The sequence below is a fragment of the Sphingomonas sp. NFR15 genome, from assembly GCF_900103265.1.
GTDB lineage: Bacteria > Pseudomonadota > Alphaproteobacteria > Sphingomonadales > Sphingomonadaceae > Sphingomonas > Sphingomonas pollutisoli.
The window spans coordinates 316,689-334,823 of sequence record NZ_FMWX01000003.1 but is presented as its reverse complement, the minus strand read 5'-3'; the positions used below and the strand labels follow the sequence as shown (position 1 = coordinate 334,823).

The 18,135-nt window shown below is 68.6% G+C and carries 12 protein-coding genes; 2 read left to right on the top strand and 10 right to left on the bottom strand.

Going from position 1 to position 18,135, the window contains the following annotated elements; translation table 11 throughout:
* Window positions 1–11: 11 nt before the first annotated feature.
* From aroC to BLS81_RS09555, 9 genes are all read right to left on the bottom strand, one after another.
* Window positions 12–1,091, bottom strand: coding sequence for a chorismate synthase (gene aroC, locus BLS81_RS09595; protein ID WP_093223380.1), 1,080 nt, complete (start codon window positions 1,089–1,091; stop codon window positions 12–14).
* Entirely contained in the window at window positions 1,088–1,501 is a 414-nt protein-coding gene (locus tag BLS81_RS09590; protein ID WP_093223379.1) for an endonuclease domain-containing protein, read from the bottom strand. The genes aroC and BLS81_RS09590 overlap by 4 nt, the downstream gene beginning before the upstream one ends.
* Before the next feature lie 63 nt (window positions 1,502–1,564).
* The gene (gene fabI, locus BLS81_RS09585) at window positions 1,565–2,368 is read right to left on the bottom strand and encodes an enoyl-ACP reductase FabI (RefSeq protein WP_093223377.1); all 804 of its coding nucleotides are present in this window, start codon (window positions 2,366–2,368) and stop codon (window positions 1,565–1,567) included.
* A 19-nt stretch (window positions 2,369–2,387) separates the two neighbouring features.
* Window positions 2,388–3,335, bottom strand: a complete 948-nt coding sequence (locus tag BLS81_RS09580; protein WP_093223376.1) for a YihY/virulence factor BrkB family protein — start codon at window positions 3,333–3,335, stop codon at window positions 2,388–2,390.
* A 6-nt stretch (window positions 3,336–3,341) separates the two neighbouring features.
* Entirely contained in the window at window positions 3,342–4,265 is a 924-nt protein-coding gene (locus BLS81_RS09575) for a DnaJ C-terminal domain-containing protein (RefSeq protein WP_093223374.1), read from the bottom strand.
* Between the two features lie 160 nt (window positions 4,266–4,425).
* Window positions 4,426–5,319, bottom strand: coding sequence for a transglutaminase family protein (locus BLS81_RS09570; RefSeq protein ID WP_093223373.1), 894 nt, complete (start codon window positions 5,317–5,319; stop codon window positions 4,426–4,428).
* A 22-nt stretch (window positions 5,320–5,341) separates the two neighbouring features.
* Window positions 5,342–7,822, bottom strand: a complete 2,481-nt coding sequence (locus BLS81_RS09565) for a circularly permuted type 2 ATP-grasp protein (RefSeq protein WP_176787112.1) — start codon at window positions 7,820–7,822, stop codon at window positions 5,342–5,344.
* Window positions 7,823–7,918: 96 nt separating this feature from the next.
* Window positions 7,919–10,441, bottom strand: a complete 2,523-nt coding sequence (gene ligD, locus BLS81_RS09560) for a DNA ligase D (RefSeq protein WP_093223371.1) — start codon at window positions 10,439–10,441, stop codon at window positions 7,919–7,921.
* Between the two features lie 129 nt (window positions 10,442–10,570).
* Window positions 10,571–11,431 (bottom strand): non-homologous end joining protein Ku, encoded by an 861-nt coding sequence (locus BLS81_RS09555; RefSeq protein ID WP_093223370.1) that lies wholly within the window; start codon window positions 11,429–11,431, stop codon window positions 10,571–10,573.
* 138 nt (window positions 11,432–11,569) lie between these two features.
* Between BLS81_RS09555 and BLS81_RS09550 the strand changes: the two genes are divergently transcribed.
* Both BLS81_RS09550 and BLS81_RS09545 read left to right on the top strand, forming a co-directional pair.
* Window positions 11,570–14,185 (top strand): TonB-dependent receptor, encoded by a 2,616-nt coding sequence (locus BLS81_RS09550; RefSeq protein WP_093223368.1) that lies wholly within the window; start codon window positions 11,570–11,572, stop codon window positions 14,183–14,185.
* Between the two features lie 69 nt (window positions 14,186–14,254).
* Entirely contained in the window at window positions 14,255–14,791 is a 537-nt protein-coding gene (locus tag BLS81_RS09545) for a superoxide dismutase family protein (RefSeq protein ID WP_093223367.1), read from the top strand.
* Window positions 14,792–15,435: 644 nt separating this feature from the next.
* Here BLS81_RS09545 and ppc read toward each other — a convergent pair.
* Window positions 15,436–18,108, bottom strand: a complete 2,673-nt coding sequence (gene ppc / locus BLS81_RS09540) for a phosphoenolpyruvate carboxylase (RefSeq protein WP_093223365.1) — start codon at window positions 18,106–18,108, stop codon at window positions 15,436–15,438.
* Window positions 18,109–18,135 lie beyond the last annotated feature (27 nt).

The window sequence follows — 18,135 nt, the reverse complement described above, 5'->3', positions numbered from 1 at the left end:
ATTCGGGCGATTCAGCCGTCCCGCCCGCCGCATTGCGCGCGGTGGAGCAATTTCTGGTCGGCGAGCACCAGCGCCACCATCGCCTCGACCACCGGCACGCCGCGAATGCCGACACACGGATCGTGCCGCCCCTTGGTGCGAAGCTCAGTCGCCTCGCCATCGCGCGTGATCGTCGGCATCGGCGTCAGGATCGAGCTGGTCGGCTTGAACGCGACGCGCAGGCGCACCGGCTGGCCGGTCGCGATGCCGCCGGCGATCCCGCCGGCATGGTTGGCGGTGAAGATCGGGCCGTCGTTGCCCGGGCGCATCGGATCGGCGTTCTGCTCGCCGGTGAGCGCGGCGGCGGCGAACCCGTCGCCGATCTCGACGCCTTTGACCGCGTTGATGCTCATGCACGCGGCGGCGAGTTCCGAATCGAGCTTGGCGTACAGCGGCGCGCCCCAGCCGGCCGGCACGCCGATCGCCTCGCACGCGACCACCGCACCGAGCGACGAGCCAGCCTTGCGGGCATCATCGACCAACGTTTCCCAGCGAGCCGCGGCGGCCGGATCGGGACAGAAGAACGGGTTGTTGGCGATCTCGGCGGCATCGAACGCGGCGTAGTCGATCGCGTCGCCGCCAATCGCCTCGACCCAAGCGAGGATCGTCACCTCGGGTATCACCGCGCGGGCCACCGCACCGGCGGCGACGCGCGACGCGGTCTCGCGCGCCGACGAACGCCCGCCACCGCGATAATCGCGAAAGCCGTATTTGGCGTCATAGGCGTAATCGGCGTGGCCGGGGCGATAGGCGAGCGCGACCTCCGAATAATCCTTCGAGCGCTGATCGACGTTGTCGATGTGCAGCGCGATCGGCGTGCCGGTGGTACGCCCCTCGAACACGCCGGAAAGGATACGGACCTGATCCGGCTCCTGCCGCTGCGTGGTGAAGCGCGAGGTGCCGGGACGGCGGCGATCGAGGAACGGCTGGATGTCGGCTTCGCTGAGCGGGATGCCCGGCGGGCAGCCGTCCACCACCGCGCCGATCGCCGGGCCATGCGATTCACCCCAGGTGGTGAACCGGAAAACGCGTCCGAAGGTGTTGAAGCTCAAATCCCCTCTCCCCCTCGGGGGAGAGGGAGGGGCCCGCTCGGCGAAGCCGAGTGGGAGGGTGAGGGCGCGAGCGCTGCGCGGATCGCATCCGCCACACCTTCGAGATTGGTCATGACCTCGCTATTTGAAAACCGGATCACCCTGAAACCTTCCGCCTCAAGCCAGCTTGTCCGCCGCTCGTCGTAAACCTGCTGATGAGCGTGGCTGTCGCCGTCAACCTCAACCGCGAGCTTCGCCTCTGCGCAGTAAAAATCGACGAGGAATTCACCAAGCCAAGTCTGCTTGCGAAACTTGGCATTGGCGAGTTTGCGGTTGCGGATCGCGCTCCACAGCCGCTTTTCGGATTCGGTCATGTCGCGCCGCGCCGCACGCTGGAATTTCAGTGGTTCCTCGCCAGGCGGACGCTTCATCCCCTCACCCTCCCACCGCCTGCGGCGGCGGGCCCCTCCCTCTCCCCTTCAGGGAGAGGGCCATCACACCAGCGCGATATCCGGCGCGTCCTCGGCCTTCATCCCGATCACATTGTAGCCGGCATCGACATGGTGCGTCTCGCCGGTCACGCCGCTCGCGAGGTCGCTGAGCAGGTACAGCCCGGCGCCGCCGACATCCTCGATCGTCACGTTGCGCTTCAAGGGCGAGTTGAGCTCGTTCCACTTGAGGATCAGCCGGAAGTCGCCGATCCCGCTCGCCGCCAGCGTCTTGATCGGCCCGGCCGAGATCGCGTTGACGCGGATGTTGTCGCGGCCGAGATCGACCGCGAGATATTGCACGCTGGTCTCGAGCGCGGCCTTGGCGACGCCCATCACGTTGTAATGCGGGATCACCTTCTCGGCGCCGTAATAGCTGAGCGTCAGCAGCGCGCCGCCGTTCGGCATCATCGCCGCGGCCCTTTGCGCGACCGCGACGAAAGAATAGACCGAGACGTTCATGGTCAGCAGGAAATTGTCGAGGCTGGTGTCCATGAAGCGGCCGCGCAGCTCGTTCTTGTCCGAAAAGCCGATCGCGTGGACGACGAAGTCGATCGTCGGCCATTCGACGGCAAGCGCCGCGAACGTCGCGTCGAGCGCGGCCATGTCGCTCACGTCGCAATCGAACAGCCGCGCCACGCCGAGCTGTTCGGCGAGCGGGCGCACCCGCTTCTCCATCGCCTCGCCCTGATAGCTGAACGCCAGTTCCGCGCCGGCCTCGCTCAACTTCTTCGCGATCCCCCAGGCAAGCGAGCGATCATTGGCCAGCCCCATGATGAGCCCGCGTTTGCCCTTCATCAATTCGTTCACGCTTGTGCAGTCCCCGTTGTCACGCCTCTTGCGGTGTCTCTACTCCCGTCGGGGGCGGTTCCGCCAGTGCCGCGTTGAGGTGCGCGCCGAACACGATGCCGAGGCCGACCAAAAAGAAGAACAACAAGGTGATGATGACCCCGGCGAGGCTGCCGTAGGTGAGATCGTAATCGGCGAGCCGCGACAGCACGATCGGCAGCAGCGCGGTGATCGACAGCCACCAGCCGGCGGTGAACAGCGCGCCCGGCCATTCCGGCGCCCGGCTGTGGAAGCGGTATTTCGACGGCGTCACCGACAGGAACAGCATGTAGAGCGCGATGAACATCACCACGCCCGGAATCGCGCGCGACAGTCCCACCCAGCCGGCGACATCCCGCGAGAAGGGCAGCACGGTGTAGATGAACTGCTCGGCGGCGACGAGCACGCCCTGCACGATGAACGAGAACACCGCGAGGACCACCGAGGCGATGATGACCGCCATCGAACTCAGCCGGTAATGCCAGAACGGCTTGGTCGATTTGACGCCATAGGCGCGGCGGAAGATGTCGCGAATCGTCTCGACGAAGCTGGCGACGCTCCACAGCGCGACCAGCGCGCCGAGCCAGGCGAGCGAACTGCCCCGTCGCGCCGCCAGCACATGCTGGATCGGATCGCGCAGCAGATCGGCGACCGAGGGCGGCAGCACGTGCAGGAACGAGGCGACCGCCCGCTGCGTCTCGGCGCTCTGCCCGAGCGCGGACGCGATCACCGCCGCCAGGATGAAGAACGGAAACACCGTCAGCAGCGCCAGATAGGCGAGATTGCCGGCGTGGATGAACCCGTCCGAGAACACGCCCATCAGCACGCGCTTCAACACCAGCCACGCGTAAGCGAGCGGCTTGAGCCCGCCGCTCCGCGCTTTGAGGCCGTCCCCCCCCTCGCCGTGCCGTCCGCGTTCCTCGGGCGAGTAGGGGGAAATGTGCGACATGCGTCCCTAGACGCCCAGATTGCCGCGCGGGTTCCTCTTGTCCTGGTCTTTCCAGCCCTGCACGAACTCCACCAGCGCGTCGTCGCCGACCGGCAGATCGACCATCAGCGTGACGAGCTGGTCGCCGCGCCCGCTGCCGTCCGCCTTGTGGAAACCGCGCCCGCGCAGCCGCAGCGTCTTGCCCGACGTCGAGTTCTTGGGGACGGTCAGCATCACCGCGCCCTCCACGGTCGGCACGCGCACCGACGCGCCGAGCACCGCTTCGGACAGGCTCACCGGCAGATCGAGCCGGACATTGTCGCCGTCGCGCGTGAAGAAGCGGTGCGGCTGGATCTCGATCTTGACGATGCCGTCACCGGCGCCGCCCGGCCCCGGCTGCCCGCGCCCGGCGAGCCGCATCTGCGTGCCGTTCTCCAGATTGGCGGGCAATTTGAGGTCGATCGTCTTGCCATCGGCGAGCCGCAGCCGCTGCGGCACGAGCGTCGCGGCATCCTCGAAGGGGACGGCGAGGGTGTAGAGGACGTTGCTGCCCTTGGGCTGCTGCTGGCGCCGCCCGAAGCCGCCGAACCCGCCCGCGAACCCGCCGCGTCCGCCGAACAGCCCTTCGAACAGGTCGCTGGGGTCACCGCCCGCGCCGAAATCGAACGACTGCTCGCCGTGGCGAAAGCCGCCGGGCGCGCCGCCGCCGAAGCCGAACGGCGCGGTCGGATTGCCATCGGCGTCGATCTCGCCGCGATCGAACCGCGCGCGCTTGTCCTTGTCGTTGAGCAGGTCATAGGCCTGCGTCACCTGGCTGAACCGCTCCGCCGCCTTCGGATTGTCCGTGTTGCGGTCGGGATGCAGTTCCTTCGCGAGCTTGCGATAGGCTTTCTTGATGTCGGCCTCGCCGGCGTCTCGCGCCACGCCGAGCGTCGTATATGGATCGGCCACGGTCTTCCCCGGTTGATACTACAGGTTCATTTGGTGTCTTGGAGCGCCAAACGCAATTGCGTGCAGCGCGCTGACTTTCAAACCGTTCGTGCCTAGCCTGTCGAAGCACGTGCCCGGAACACGCCCTTCGACGAGTTCAGGGCGAACGGGGCAGAGAGCGTTACGCCGCCGCTTCCTCCATCCGCGGCGCGACATCCACGCTCACGTCGAGCTTCTGCGCGCCCGCGCCGAGCACGATGCCGTCGATCGGCGCGATGTCGCCGTAATCGCGGCCGATCGCCATGACGATATGGTCGTTCGCCATCCAGATGCCGTTGGTGGGATCGAGCCCGACCCAGCCGATCCGCGCGCCGCACCACAAGAGCACCCACGCATGGGTCGCGTCGGCGCCGACCAGCCGCGCCTTGCCCGGCGGCGGGATCGTGCGGATATAGCCGGAGGCGTAAGCGGCGGGCAGCCCGGCGGTGCGCAGTCCGGTTATCATGATCTGCGCGAGATCCTGGCACACGCCCGCGCGCTTGACGAAGGCTTCGTGCGGGCTGGTGTCGATCAGCGTCGCCTCGGGATCGAACCGGAACTCGCGGCGGATTCGCCGCGCGAGCGCCATGCCGGCTTCGAGCACCCCGCGATCGGGATCGAGATCGACCGCGCACCAATCGCCGATCTCGCGGTCGAGCGCGATCCGGGGGGACGGGAACAGATAGGCCGCCGGCCCCGCCGCCGAAGGATCGCGGCTGGCGCGCGCGGCGGCGGCGACCTCGGCGAGCGTGGGGTCGTCGGGCGACGGCACCGGCACAGGCCGATCGACCGCGATGCGCGAGATGCTCTCGATCGACAGGAACTTGACCGGGTCTTCGACCACCAGCCGCATGACGAGCGCGAGCCCCGCCTCCGCGCGCGCCGGGAAGGTGCGGCCGGAGGGCGAGATCGCCAGCGTATAGTCGAGCAGCGTCTGCCCCGGCCAGCCGATCGGCTTCAGCCGCAGGTTGCAGCGCGCGAACCGCACCGATCCCTGATAATCGAACCGGGTGATGTGGCGGATGTCGTAGATCATCCGCGCCACCTCTCGCGCCCGCTCACGCCAGCGTCATCCCCGCCGCGCGCAGCGGCTCGGCACCCTGCAGGAAATAGCGACGGGCGATCGCGTCGGACAGGCCGTACAGCCGCCGTTCGACCTGTTTGAGCACCGGCTCGCTCAGCCGCGCGGCGTTGGCGGTGAGCACGCCGGCGAGCAGCGTGTTGGCCTGCGCCTGCTGGTCCTCCTCCATCCCGTCGTCGCCGAGAACCGGCAGCGCGCGCAGATGTTCGACGATCCGCTCGATCTGATAGGCGAGGCTGCGCGGGTTGCCCGGATCGAGCGCGACGAGATCGACCACCGGCACGCGCGCGATTCCGGTCAGATAGCGCTGGCGATAGCTGATCTGGCTGTCGGCGAGGTCGAGCAGCGTCGAAAGATCGTCGCTGCCGGTGCCCGCCATGCCGAACGCCGGCACCGCGCGCGCCATCGTCAGCGCGCGCTCGATGCGGCGGCCGAGATCGTGGAAGCGCCAGGCGGCGGTGCGCCCCATATGTTCGGCCGACAGCCCGGCGAGCGCGGCATAGCGGCGCTGGAGCGATCCGGTGCGATCGAGCATGCCGCCGCGCGTCGGGTAAGGCGCGTCGAGCAGCCGCACGAAATCCGCCGCGAGCCGGTCGCGTGACCCCTTGCCGATCCCGCGCGCGAGCCGGTTGATCGCGCGGACGCTATGCGTCTCCTCGCTCTCCAGCGCGGTGCGGACGAACTGCATCAGGTCGCCGCGCTTGAGGCTGGCGGGCGCGGTCGCGCCGCCACCGTTGACGACCAGCGCGACCAGCCGTCCGATCGTCTCGGGTCCGAGCGCACCACCGGCATCGGCGTCGATCGAATTGCCGAGCATCACGCGGATGATGTTGAGCAACGCCTCGCCGCGTTCGAGATAGCGGCCCAGCCAGAAGAAATTGTCCGCGACGCGGCTCGGCAGCGTGCCGGGGTTGCGGCGGATATGGACGGTGTCGGCGGGCGGCAGCAGCGAGACCGCGTCGACCGGCTCCGGCCCGTGGATCGCGACATCGGCGGACCAGGTGCCCTCCCCCATCACCGAGGCGCGCACGTCGGGCGCGGCGCCGATCCGCGCGAAACCGCCCGGCATCACCGTCCAGTGCCCATCGGCCCCGCGCGCCGCGAACACGCGCAGCGTGAACGGGCGCGGCACCAGCCCCGCCTCGGTGACGACCGGCATGGTCGAGAGCCGCACGATCTCCTGCCCGACATAATCCTGCGGGCGCAGCGCCATGTCGGCGAACAGCCGATCGCGCGCCGCGCCGGTGATCTCCGCGCCGGGCACCGGAGCGAGGCCGTCGAGCCCGAGCGGCCGCACGCCGAACGCGGGGCCGATCAGCAGATTGTCGATATCCTCGATCACGGTGGCGCGCGCGCGGTCCTGCCCGCACCACCAGGTCGCGATGTTGGGGAGGATCAGGTCGCGTCCGGTCTCGCGCGCGCAGATGCGCGGCAGGAACGCCGCGAACGCCGCCGATTCGGGCACGCCCGCGCCCGGCGCGTTGGCGACGACGGCGTTGCCCGCCGCCATCGCATCGACCAGTCCGGGCACGCCGATCTGCGAATGCGAATCGAGCGCGAGCGGATCGAGGAAGCGCGGGTCGATCCGGTGCCAAATCGCGTCGATGCGCTTGAGCCCGCCGATCGTGCGGACATACAATTTATCCTCGAGCGCCGCGAGATCGGCGCCCTCGACGAACAGGAAGCCGAGATAGCGCGCGAGATGCGCCTGTTCGGCATAGGAGATGCTGTAGCGCCCCGGCGTCAGCAGCCCGATGCGCGGCTCGCTGCGCCGGCACGCGGCGGCGAGGCCATCGCGGAACGCGGCGAAGAAGGGCGCGTGCCGCTCGATGTTGAGCTTGGCCTGAAGCCCGCCGAACGCGCGGCTGATGGCGAGCCGGTTTTCCAGCGCATAGCCCGCGCCGGCGGGCGCGCGCAGATGATCGGCGAGCACGCGCCACTCGCCGGTCGGCCCGCGGCCGAGATCGAAGGCGACGAAATAGAGATGGTGGTCGCCGGGTGGGCGCAGCCCCGCCATCGGCCGCAGGTAGAACGGGCTGCCGGCGGTGAGCGTCGCGGGGATCAGCCCCTTTTCGACCAGCTTGGCCCCGCCGTAGAGATCGGCGACGACGTGTTCGAGCAGCTCGGCGCGCTGGACCACCCCGGCGGAGATGTGCGCCCATTCCGCGCTCCCGATCAGCAGCGGCACCGGCGAGAGCGGCCAGGGCCGCTCCTCGGTGTCGCCGGGGATGCTGAAACCGGTGCCGATATCCTCGGCATGATGCTGGACGCGTTCGCGCGCCTGGCCGAGATCGTCGCCGGCGACGGTGGCGACTTCCTCGAACATTGCCGCCCACGCCGCGCTTTCGCGCGTGTCGCACAGCACGTCGCCGGCGCGACGCCGCGCGCAATAGTCGTCGATCCAGCGCCTGGCGTGGATCGACGGATCGAACAGGCTCGTCGCGCTCAGCGGCGCCACGACTCAGGCTTTCGCGTCGGCACTGTCACGCCCCTCGTCATCGCCCTTGGCATCGCAGCGCGGCGTCCCACAAAGCCGCCGCGCGCGCAACCGCGTTCACAGATCGGGCAGCACCTGATCGGCGAAGCCCCAGCCGGCGAGCGCGCGTGACCGCGCGCGCGTCACCAGTTCGGCCGCGTCGCGCACGCCCCAGCGATTGGCGCGGTCGATGTCGCGCAATTCGGCCCAGCTCACGGGCGCCGCCACCGGCGCGCCGGCGCGCGCCCGCGCGACATAGGGGAGCACGGCGGTCGCGCCGCGCTGGTTGCGCAGCCAGTCGATGAAGATGCGGTCCTTGCGCTTCGCCTTGGACATGGTCGCGACGAACCGTTCGGGCTCGGCCGCGCTGAGCGCGCGCGAGAAGCGGTCGGCGAAATCCTTCACCGCCGGCCACTCGGCCTGCGGCGTCAGCGGCACGATGACATGCACGCCTTTGCCTCCCGACAGCATCGCGAAGCTGGTGAGGCCGATGTCGGCGAGATGATCCTTGAGGTCTTCCGCCGCCTTGCGCACCACGTCGAAACCGAGCCCCTCGTCGGGGTCGAGATCGAACACCATCCGGTCGGGCTGTTCGAGCGTAGCGACCGACGATCCCCAGCCGTGGAATTCGATCGTGCCCATCTGCACGCAGGCGACGAGGCCGTCGACGTCATCGACATAAAGGTAATTCTCGGTCGATCCGTCCTTCTCGCGGATCGGCACCTGATGGACATGGTCGCCGAAACTGCCCGCGTCATGCTTCTGAAAGAAACACGCCTTGCCGCGCCCCTGCGGGCAGCGCACCAGGCTGACCGGGCGGTTCGCGGCCCACGGCAGCATGATCGGCGAGACCTGCGCGTAATAGTCGGCGAGGTCGCCCTTGGTCACATCCGAATCCGGGAAGATCAGCCGGTCGCGGCTGCTCACCGTGACATGGATCTCAGGGGTCGCCGCCGCATTGGAGGCGGGCACCGCGACCGGCACCTCGGCCACCACATCCTTCGCCGCCTTGTCCTCGCGAAGCCCGATGAAGCTCGAATGCCGCAGCACGCCGTCGGGCGTCGTCTCGGCGAAGGCGACCTCGGCGACCAATTTGGGGCTGACCCAATGCGCGCCGCGCACCGCCGCGCGCGGTGCGGTGACGGTCGCCGTCTTGCGCTCGATGCGCGCGAGCTTGGCCGAAAGCGCGTCGATCAACGCCGCATCGAAGCCGGTGCCGACCTTGCCCGCATAGACCAGCCCATCCGCGCCGTTCACCCCGAGCAGCAACGAACGAAACCCGCGCCCCTTGTCCGAGGGCAGCCAGCCGACGATGACGAACTCCTGCCGGCGGATGCATTTGGTCTTGAGCCAGTCGGCCGTGCGCCGCCCGCGATAGGGCGCATCGGCGCGCTTCGAGACGACGCCCTCGAACCCCTCGTGGCACATCGTCTCGAACAATTGCTCGCCGCTGCCGGTGATATGTTCGGCGAACTGGATCCGCGCGTCGTCGCCGCTGATGAGCGGGCGCAGCCGCTCCTTGCGATCGAGATTGGGCAGCTTGGTGAGATCCTCGCCGTTGAGCGCGAGCAGATCGAACGCGAAGAAGGTCATGTCGCCGCCGGACGAGATCGCATCCTTGAGCGTCGAGAAATCGGGGCGCCCGTCCTTGAACGCGACGATCTCGCCGTCGATCAGCGCATCGTCCACGTCGAGCGCGGCGGCGGCTTCGGCGATGCCGGCGAACTTATCGGTCCAGTCGAGCCCCGAACGGGTGAACACCTTGGCCTTGCCCCCCGCGATGGCGAGGAGCGCGCGATACCCGTCATACTTCACCTCATGCAGCCAGCCCGAACCGGCAGGGACCGAATCGACGAGCGTGGCGAGTTGAAGCGGCTGGAACCCCACGTCGCCGCGGCGCAGGCCGGGGCCGCTGGGTTTGGCGCGGGACTTCGGTTGCGTGTCCCCCTTGGCCGGCCTCGGCCTCCGGGGTCCCCGCAAAGTAATACTTTGCGGGGTGCCCTTGCGCCGGGGCGACGCTTTTGGCTTCACCCCCTCGGCAATCTCCGCCATCGTTCGCCCGGTCGTCACGCTGGTCAGCGCGCCTTCCACCAGCGCATCGGTCGCGCCGGCATCGGCGTCGTCGATCTTGCGCAGCAGCCAGTTCTCGCCCTTCTCCCTGCCGCGCGGCTTCAGCCGGATCAGCAGCCATTCGCCCTTCATCCGCGTGCCATCGAGGATGAAGTGGAGATGCCCCTTTTCCAGATCCTTCGCGGATTTGCCCGCGATCGGCGCCCAGGTGCCGCTGTCCCACAGCATCACGGTGCCGCCGCCATATTCGCCCGCCGGAATCGTCCCCTCGAAATCGGCATAGGAGAGCGGATGGTCCTCGGTCCGCACCGCCAGCCGTTTCTCGTTGGGGTCGAGGCTCGGCCCGCGCGTCACCGCCCAGCTTTTGAGCACGCCGTCGATTTCGAGCCGGAAATCCCAGTGCAGCCGCGTCGCGTCATGCTTCTGGACGATGAAGCGGTTGCCGTGGCCGGGTTCGAGCGTCCCGGCCGGCTCGGCGGTCTTCGCGAAATCGCGCTTGGCGTTGTAGCGGGCGAGCGGATCGGTGCTCACTCTCCCCTCCCTGGAAGGGAGGGGGCGGGGGTGGGTTGCTCTCGGTGGAGCGCGACACCCGCCACGGGCCGACCCACCCCCAGCCCCTCCCTTTCAGGGAGGGGAGCAGGTTGGCGCGCGCCGCCGCCCTCAAGCACGCTTCTTCGCCGGAGCTTTGCGCGCCGGCGCCTTCTTGGCCGGCGCAGCCGCCGCGCCGCCGCCCTTCTCGACCGATTTCTTGAGCGCCGCCATCAGATCGACCACGTTCGATCCGCCCTTCCTCGGCGCGTCGCCCTCGGCATCCTCGATGATCTTGCCGCCCTTGGCCTTGCGCTTGCGCTCGACCAGATCGCGCAGCGCATCGACATAGCGGTCGTGGAATTCCTGCGGGTGGAACGGCCCGGATTTCTTCGCGATCAACGTCTCGGCGAGATCGAGCAGATCCTCGTCGGGCTTGCTGTCCGGAATGTCGCGGAAATAGCCCTGCGCCTTGTTGACCTCGTCGGCATAGCGCAGCGTCTCCAGCACCATGCCGCGCCCGCACGGCTTCAGGCTGACGACATATTCGCGCCCGCGCATCGCGAGCTGCCCCAGCCCGACCTTCCTGGTGCGCCGCAACGCCTCGCGCAGCACGATGAACGCCTCCTCGGCGAGATCGTCGGCGGGGACGACGAAATAGGGCTTCTCATAATAGAGCACGTCGATCTCTTCGGCATCGACGAACTGGGTCAGCTCGAGTGTCTTCTTCGATTCGAGCTTCACCGCGTCGATCTCGTCCTGTTCGAGCAGCACGAAATTGCCCTTCTCGAACTCAAAACCCTTCATGATCTCGTCGGTATCGACCGGGCCGATCCCGGTGACGACCTTCTCGTAATGGATCGGCTTGCCGGTCGGCTCGTGGATCTGCTTGAAGCTGATCGCCGCACCCGATTTGGTCGCGCTGTAGATCTCGACCGGGATCGAGACCAGCGCGAGCCGGATCTGCCCCTGCCAATATGCGCGTGCCGGCATCCGATGGTTCCCTTAGTTGCGAGACCGATTCAATGTGTGGCACGCGGAGTCGTTCCGCGCGCGCGACGCGGCCCGACCGCAACGAAAGCGTCACGGATCGCGCCTAGGGCGAAAGGATAATAATCGGGGGCCTTAACGATGATCCGCAAGACGTTCCACGCGCTCGCCAGCCTGTCCGCGATCGCCGCCGCGACGGCCGCCGCCCACGCCGCGCCCGCCGCCCCCGCGCCCGCCCCCGAGACAACGCCCGCGCAGGATGCCGACACCGGCAACGACATCATCGTCACCGCGCAGCTCGCGCCCCAGACCGCGATGACGGTCCCCTTCGCGCTCACCGCGTACAAGGGCGAATTCCTCGACGAACTCGGCATCACCGAGCTCGACAAGCTCTCGCGCTACGTGCCGGGCTTCGTCGTGCAGAACCAGTCGCCCAACAACCCCGGCTTCGTGATGCGCGGCATCACCTCGGACGACGGCAGCTCCTATGTCGAGCCACGCGTGTCGGTATTCCAGGACGGCGTCTCGATCTCCAAGTCGCGGGGCTCCTATGTCGAACTGTTCGATCTCGAGCGCATCGAGATCGCCAAGGGGCCGCAATCGACGCTGTACGGGCGCGGCGCGCTGATCGGCGCGGTCAACATCGTCACCGCCAAGGCCGATCCGGCCGCGCCCTACGGCTATTTCTACGGCTCCTACGGCAATTACGCCGCCTACCGGCTCGACGCGACCGTCAACGTGCCGCTCACCGACACGCTCGCGGTGCGCGTCGCGGCGCGCAGCAAGAAGCGCAACGGCTATGTCGAGAACCTGCTCGGTGGCGGCGAAAGCGACAATTTCAATTCCAACCAGGGCGACGCCATCCGCGGCTCGCTCCACTGGGCGCCGGGCCGGCTCACCGTGGACCTGATCGGCAATTACGAGCAGGATTCGGCGACCGGCACGTCGTTCAAGTCGATCGCCTTCCTGCCCACCAACCCCACGACCGGCGCGATCCTGGGCGACACCGGCCGCAATTCGGGCGCGGCGCTCGCCACGCCGAGCGGGTTCGAAGGCGGCAAGCCGCTCGGCCTCGAACGCCATGTCTGGAGCGCGACCGGCATCGCCAATTACGATTTCGACGACCATTGGTCGCTCAACGCGACGGGATCGTACCGGCGTTTCGCGGGCGAGGAAGTGTTCGACGCGGACGGCATCTCGCTGCCGCTGCTCACCGCCGCCGAGGATGCGCGCGGCAACCAGACGATGGCGACGCTGCGCCTCGCCTATAAGGGCGATACGCTCGACGCGTTCGTCGGCGGCACCTATTTCCACGAGGACGGCTCGCAGCGCGCGCCCGCCCAGTTCGACGAACGCGCGGTGCTGGCGCGGCTCGCCGATGCGAGCACGCCGGGCGTGCTCGCCGGCGGCGGGCTGATCCCGGGCCGTGCCGCCAACGCCCCCGCGCCGATCGCGATCATCGACAGCGCCGCGTTCGCGGCGAACATCCTGCAGCGCGGCTTCGGGCTGCCCGCGCCCGTCGCCGCCGGCATCGCCAACAACCTGCAGACCGCGCATCTCGAAACCAACACCAACACCGCGCGCACCAACAGCATCGACGTGTTCGGGGACGTGACGCTGCACGTCACCGACAAGCTCGATCTCGGCGGCGGCATCCGCTATTCGCATGATGACAAGCGCACCGGCATCAGCGTGGCGCTCAACAACCGCTCGATCCTCGGCGGCGTCATCGCCGCCCAGTCGCTCCAGGCCGCCGCGCAGGCGACCGCCGCCGCCGGCGGCAACCCGACCCCGCAATTGCTCGCGCTCAACGCCTTGCTGACCGGGCTGGCGACGCCGGGCGCGGCCAACGCGCCGGTCTCCGCCGCCTTCCCGCTGTTCGGCCTCGGCGCGCAACCGACCGCCGGCAACGGATCGCGCGTCACGCAAGGCTCGAAGGACGACGGCTTGACCTGGCGCGCGACCGCGCGTTACGCCGCGACCCACGATCTCAACCTCTACGCGACCTATGCGCGCGGCCGCCGCCCCGAGGTGCTGAGCGTCTCCGCGCCGAGCACGCCGTACGGCGCGCCCAACTTCAGGCTGCTCCCCGCCGAGACGGTCGACAGCTTCGAAGTCGGCGCCAAATCCGCGCTGCTCGGCCGCACCCTGTTCGCCGACGGATCGGTATTCTATTACAAATACAACAACTTCCAGACCACCGAGCAGGTCGGCACGCAATTCATCACCACCAATGCCGGCAAGGCCGAAAGCTACGGCTTCGAAGGCCAGATCCGCTACGTGCCGATGAAGGCGCTGACGCTGTTCGGCACCTATTCGTACAGCCACGGCCGCTTCAAGGAAGGCGCGCGCAAGGGCAACCGCTTCCGCCTCTCGCCCGACAACGCGCTGTCGGCGGGCTTCATCGCCAAGCTGCCCGCCGGCCCGGTCACGGTCGATTTCACGCCGAGCGTCACCTATCAGTCGAGCATCTTCTTCGACGACGACAACGACAAGCCCGCGCTCCAGGCCAGGAACCTGATCCCCGATCTGATCCAGGACGAATATCAGAAGGGCTATGCGCTCGTCGACGCGCGGCTCGGCATCGAACCCAAGGGCGGCGTGTGGCGGCTCGAGGCGTTCGTCACCAACCTGTTCGACAAGAAATACATCAAGGATGCCGGCAACACCGGCGATTCGCTCGGCCTGCCGACCTTCATCGGCGGCGAGCCGCGCTTCTACGGCCTCGCGATCAGCTTCAAGACCGATCGCAGGTGATCGGAACGGATTGCATGCGAGACGGTTGGCGTTAAGCCTGACGGGTCAGCGCGAACAGGAGAGACGGACATGCGGATCGCGATCATCGCCGGCGGCCTCGCCGCCACGCTCGCCTTGGCGGCGTGCCATGACGACAAGGCCGCGCTCGGCGCACCGACGCCGCAGGGCGCGCGCGCGGTCGCGATGCTGCGCACCGCCGACGGCGCCGACGTCGGCCGCGCCACCGCGAGCGAGGTCTCGGGGGGTCTGCGCATCACCATCGACGCCAACGCGCTGCCGCCCGGCACCCACGGCGCGCACGTCCACACGACCGGCAAATGCGACACCCCCGATTTCGCGAGCGCCGGCGGCCACTGGAACCCCACGGCCATGAAGCACGGTTCGATGAACCCGCAAGGCCCCCACGAAGGCGACCTCCCCAACCTCGTGATCGGCGCCGACGGCCGCGGCACGATCGGCGTGACCGTACCCGGCGCGACGATGGCCGGCCTGCTCGACGCCGACGGCTCGGCGCTGGTGGTGCACGCCAAGCCCGATGATCTGATGACCGATCCCTCGGGCAACAGCGGCGGCCGCATCGCGTGCGGGGTGTTCGCGGCGAGCTGAACGGGCGCCGTGCATAGGCGAGAGCGTGAGTGGGTGAGCGGAGCGCGCCGCCTCTCCACCCCGTTCGTCCTGAGCGAAGTCGAAGGACGTGCCCCGAGCGCGTCGCCCGACGCCCGTGCTTCGACAAGCTCGGCACGAACGGTAAGGCGGATCCGGTTCGTTCCCCACATCGTTCGCCCTGAGTAGCTGCCGAGTAGCCCGCAGGGCGTAGCGAGGTAGCGTATCGAAGGGCAGGCCCCAGGCGATACACCGAAGTGAGCCACTCCCCACCCGTTCGTCCCGAGCGAAGTCGAGGGACGTGCCCCGAGCGCGTCGCCCGACGCCCGTGCTTCGACAAGCTCAGCACGAACGGTAAGGCAAGGTCCGGTTCGCCCAACACACCGTTCGCCCTGAGTAGCTGCCGAGTAGCCCGCAGGCGTAGCGAGGTAGCGTATCGAAGGGCGGGCCCCGCCCGGAACGCCGGAGTGGGCCACCCCCAGCCGTTCGTCCCGAGCGAAGTCGAGGGACACGCCCGACGCACAATGTCCGGGAGCATAAACCCGCCGCGGCAAAGCCGCGTCGTCGGTCGGCGCTGTAGCGCCGCCGGCCGGGCTAGGCTCCGGCTGCGCCGGGCGCGTGATCAGCTTCGCTGATCGCTTGCGCGCCTAGCCAGAATTCCTCAACGCCGTCGCGATCGCGTTGATCGACAGCAGAATCCCCACCCCGACCCGCTCGTCCTCCTCGCCCGCGCGCCGCCGCTTGATCAGTTCGATCTGCAACATGTTGAGCGGCTCGATATACGGCAGCCGCAACCGGATCGACGCATCCAGCGCCGGATGCTTTTCCAGCAGATGCGACTGCCCGGTCGCCGCCAACAAAGCATCATAGGTCACCTGCCAGCCGTCGCGAATGCGCGGGAAGATCGCCTGCGCGAGCGCGCGGTCCTCGACCAAAGCGGCATAACGTTCGGCGATGCCCATGTCGGACTTGGCGATCACCTGCTCCATGTTGCCGAGCATCGCCGCGAAGAACGGCCAGCTTTGCGCCATCTCGGCGATCAGCCCCTTGTCCTCGAAACGGTTGAGCGCCTGCCCGACCCCGTACCAGCCCGGCAGCATCACCCGCGCCTGCGCCCAACTGAACACCCAGGGAATCGCGCGCAGATCCTCGATCTTGTCCGATTTGGTGCGGCTCGCCGGGCGCGATCCGATCTTTAGCCCCGCGATCTCGGTCAGCGGCGTCATCTGGCGGAAGAAGGTGCGGAACCCCTCCGTGCCATAAACGAGGTCGCGGTATGCGGTGAACGCATCCTGCGAGATCCGCTCCATCGCGCCTGAGAAGCGCGCCTGGTCCGCCGCCGAGACGGAAACCGGCTCGAGCGTGGCGAGCAGCGTCGCCGCCGTCATCGCCTCGAGATTGACCATCGCGCTCTCGCGCGTGCCGTATTTGCCCGCGATCACCTCGCCCTGTTCGGTGATGCGGATGCGGCCCTGCACAGTGCCGTCGGGCTGCGCGCGGATCGCCGCGAACGACGAGCCGCCGCCACGCCCGACCGCGCCGCCGCGCCCGTGGAAGAGCTGCATGCCGACCCCGGCCTTCTCGAACACCGCCTTCAGCGCGGTCGAGGCCTTGGAGAGCGACCAGGTCGAGGTGAGATAGCCGCCGTCCTTGTTCGAATCGGAATAGCCGATCATCACTTCCTGGAAGCCGCGCGCGCGCGCGATCGCCCCGGCTTCGGGCAGCGCGAACCATTCGGTCATGATCGCGGGCGCCGCCTCGAGATCGCCGATCGTCTCGAACAGCGGCACCGCCATGATCGCCGCGCTCGGGCTCTCGCCCGGCCGGTACAGCCCGACCTCCTTGAGCAGCACGTTGATCTCGAGCAGATCGGACACCGACTGCGCCATCGAGACGATATAGTTGGTGATGCAGCCCGGCCCGTATTTGGCGTGCGCCTCGGCCGCCGCGCGCACGATCGCCAGTTCGCTTTGCGTCTCGTCCGAATAGTCGGCGAACGGGCTGGTCAGCGGCCGCGCGTTGGACAGTTCGTGGCGCAGCAGCGACACGCGCTGCGATTCGCTCAAGGCCAGGTAATCGTCCTCGACCCCCGCCACCTTGAGCAACTCGGCGACCACGCGCTCGTGCACCGCGCTGTTCTGGCGCATGTCGAGCGTGGCGAGGTGGAAGCCGAACGTCTCGACCGCGCGGATCAGCCGCCCGAGCGCGCCGCCGCTCGACAGCGCCCCCCCGCCGTGGTCGCGCAGCCCGCGCGCGATCGCGACGAGATCGCCGCGCAGCGCCTGCGGATCGGGATAGGGCTCGCCCTTCACCGACGCGGGCCGCGCCGCCGGCTTGCCGGTCAGCTTGAGGTGCGTCGCCGCCAGCCGCGCGTAGATGCCGGTCAGCGCGCGCCGATAGGGTTCGTCGCTGCGGCTCGGCCCGGTGTCGCCGCTCGCCTCGGCCAGCGCCAGCACCGATTCATCGACGCTCGCCAGCCCGCTCGAGATCGACAGTTCGGCGCCGAGTTCGCTCAGCGCCTCGAGATAGAAACCGATCACCGCCTCGCACGAGCGCCCCAGCGCGGTGCGGAGCGAGTCGGCGGTGACGAACGGATTGCCGTCGCGGTCGCCGCCGATCCAGCTTCCCGGCCGCAGGAAGCTCGGCGCGCGCGCGCCCAGCGCCCGGTCCCAGCGCTGGTACAGGGCGGGCAGCGTCGGCAGGAACACGTCGCGCAGATAGCTGAGCGCGGTCTCGACCTCGTCGGTGACGTACAATCGCTCGCGCCGCAGCACGCGGGTTTGCCACAGCAGCGCGATCTGGCGGTAGATCGCCTCGTCGACATCGTCGCCGTCCGGGGTTTCGGTGAGGCCCTTGTCCTTCAGCGCCATCAGCTCGGCGATGCGGTTGCGGTGGTCGATCATCGACTTGCGCCGCACCTCGGTCGGGTGCGCGGTCAGCACCGGCACGATCAGCGCGTGGTCGAGCAGCGCCATCACCGCGACCTTGTCGATCCCCGCCTCGTCCAGCCGCGCGAGCGCCGAGGCGACATCGGCGCCCTTCTCGGCGGCGACGCCGTGGCGATCCTCGGCGAGGTTGGCGAGCATCGAGAACAGCATGAAGCCGCGCACGAAATCGAGCGTCTCGTCGAGGCTGAGGCTGCCGAGCCCGAGATCGACCTCGCCCCCCGCGACGCCGCGATGCCGATCGACCGAGGCGGCGCGGATATACTCGGTGCGCTTGAACAGCATCTCGCCGCCATAGGCGCGGATGACGTCGCCGAGCAGCTTGCCCAGGAAACGCACGTCGGGATTGTTCGCGATCGAGGGAAGCTCTGCCATGCGGCGATGCTGCATCGCGGTGGGGGG

Coding starts and splice junctions, on each gene's coding strand:
- BLS81_RS09550 (WP_093223368.1), top strand. CDS start 11,570: ATGATCCGCAAGACGTTCCACGCGCTCGCCAGCCTGTCCGCGATCGCC.
- BLS81_RS09580 (WP_093223376.1), bottom strand. CDS start 3,335: ATGTCGCACATTTCCCCCTACTCGCCCGAGGAACGCGGACGGCACGGC.
- BLS81_RS09545 (WP_093223367.1), top strand. CDS start 14,255: ATGCGGATCGCGATCATCGCCGGCGGCCTCGCCGCCACGCTCGCCTTG.
- BLS81_RS09555 (WP_093223370.1), bottom strand. CDS start 11,431: ATGCCGGCACGCGCATATTGGCAGGGGCAGATCCGGCTCGCGCTGGTC.
- BLS81_RS09570 (WP_093223373.1), bottom strand. CDS start 5,319: ATGATCTACGACATCCGCCACATCACCCGGTTCGATTATCAGGGATCG.
- BLS81_RS09590 (WP_093223379.1), bottom strand. CDS start 1,501: ATGAAGCGTCCGCCTGGCGAGGAACCACTGAAATTCCAGCGTGCGGCG.
- ppc (WP_093223365.1), bottom strand. CDS start 18,108: ATGGCAGAGCTTCCCTCGATCGCGAACAATCCCGACGTGCGTTTCCTG.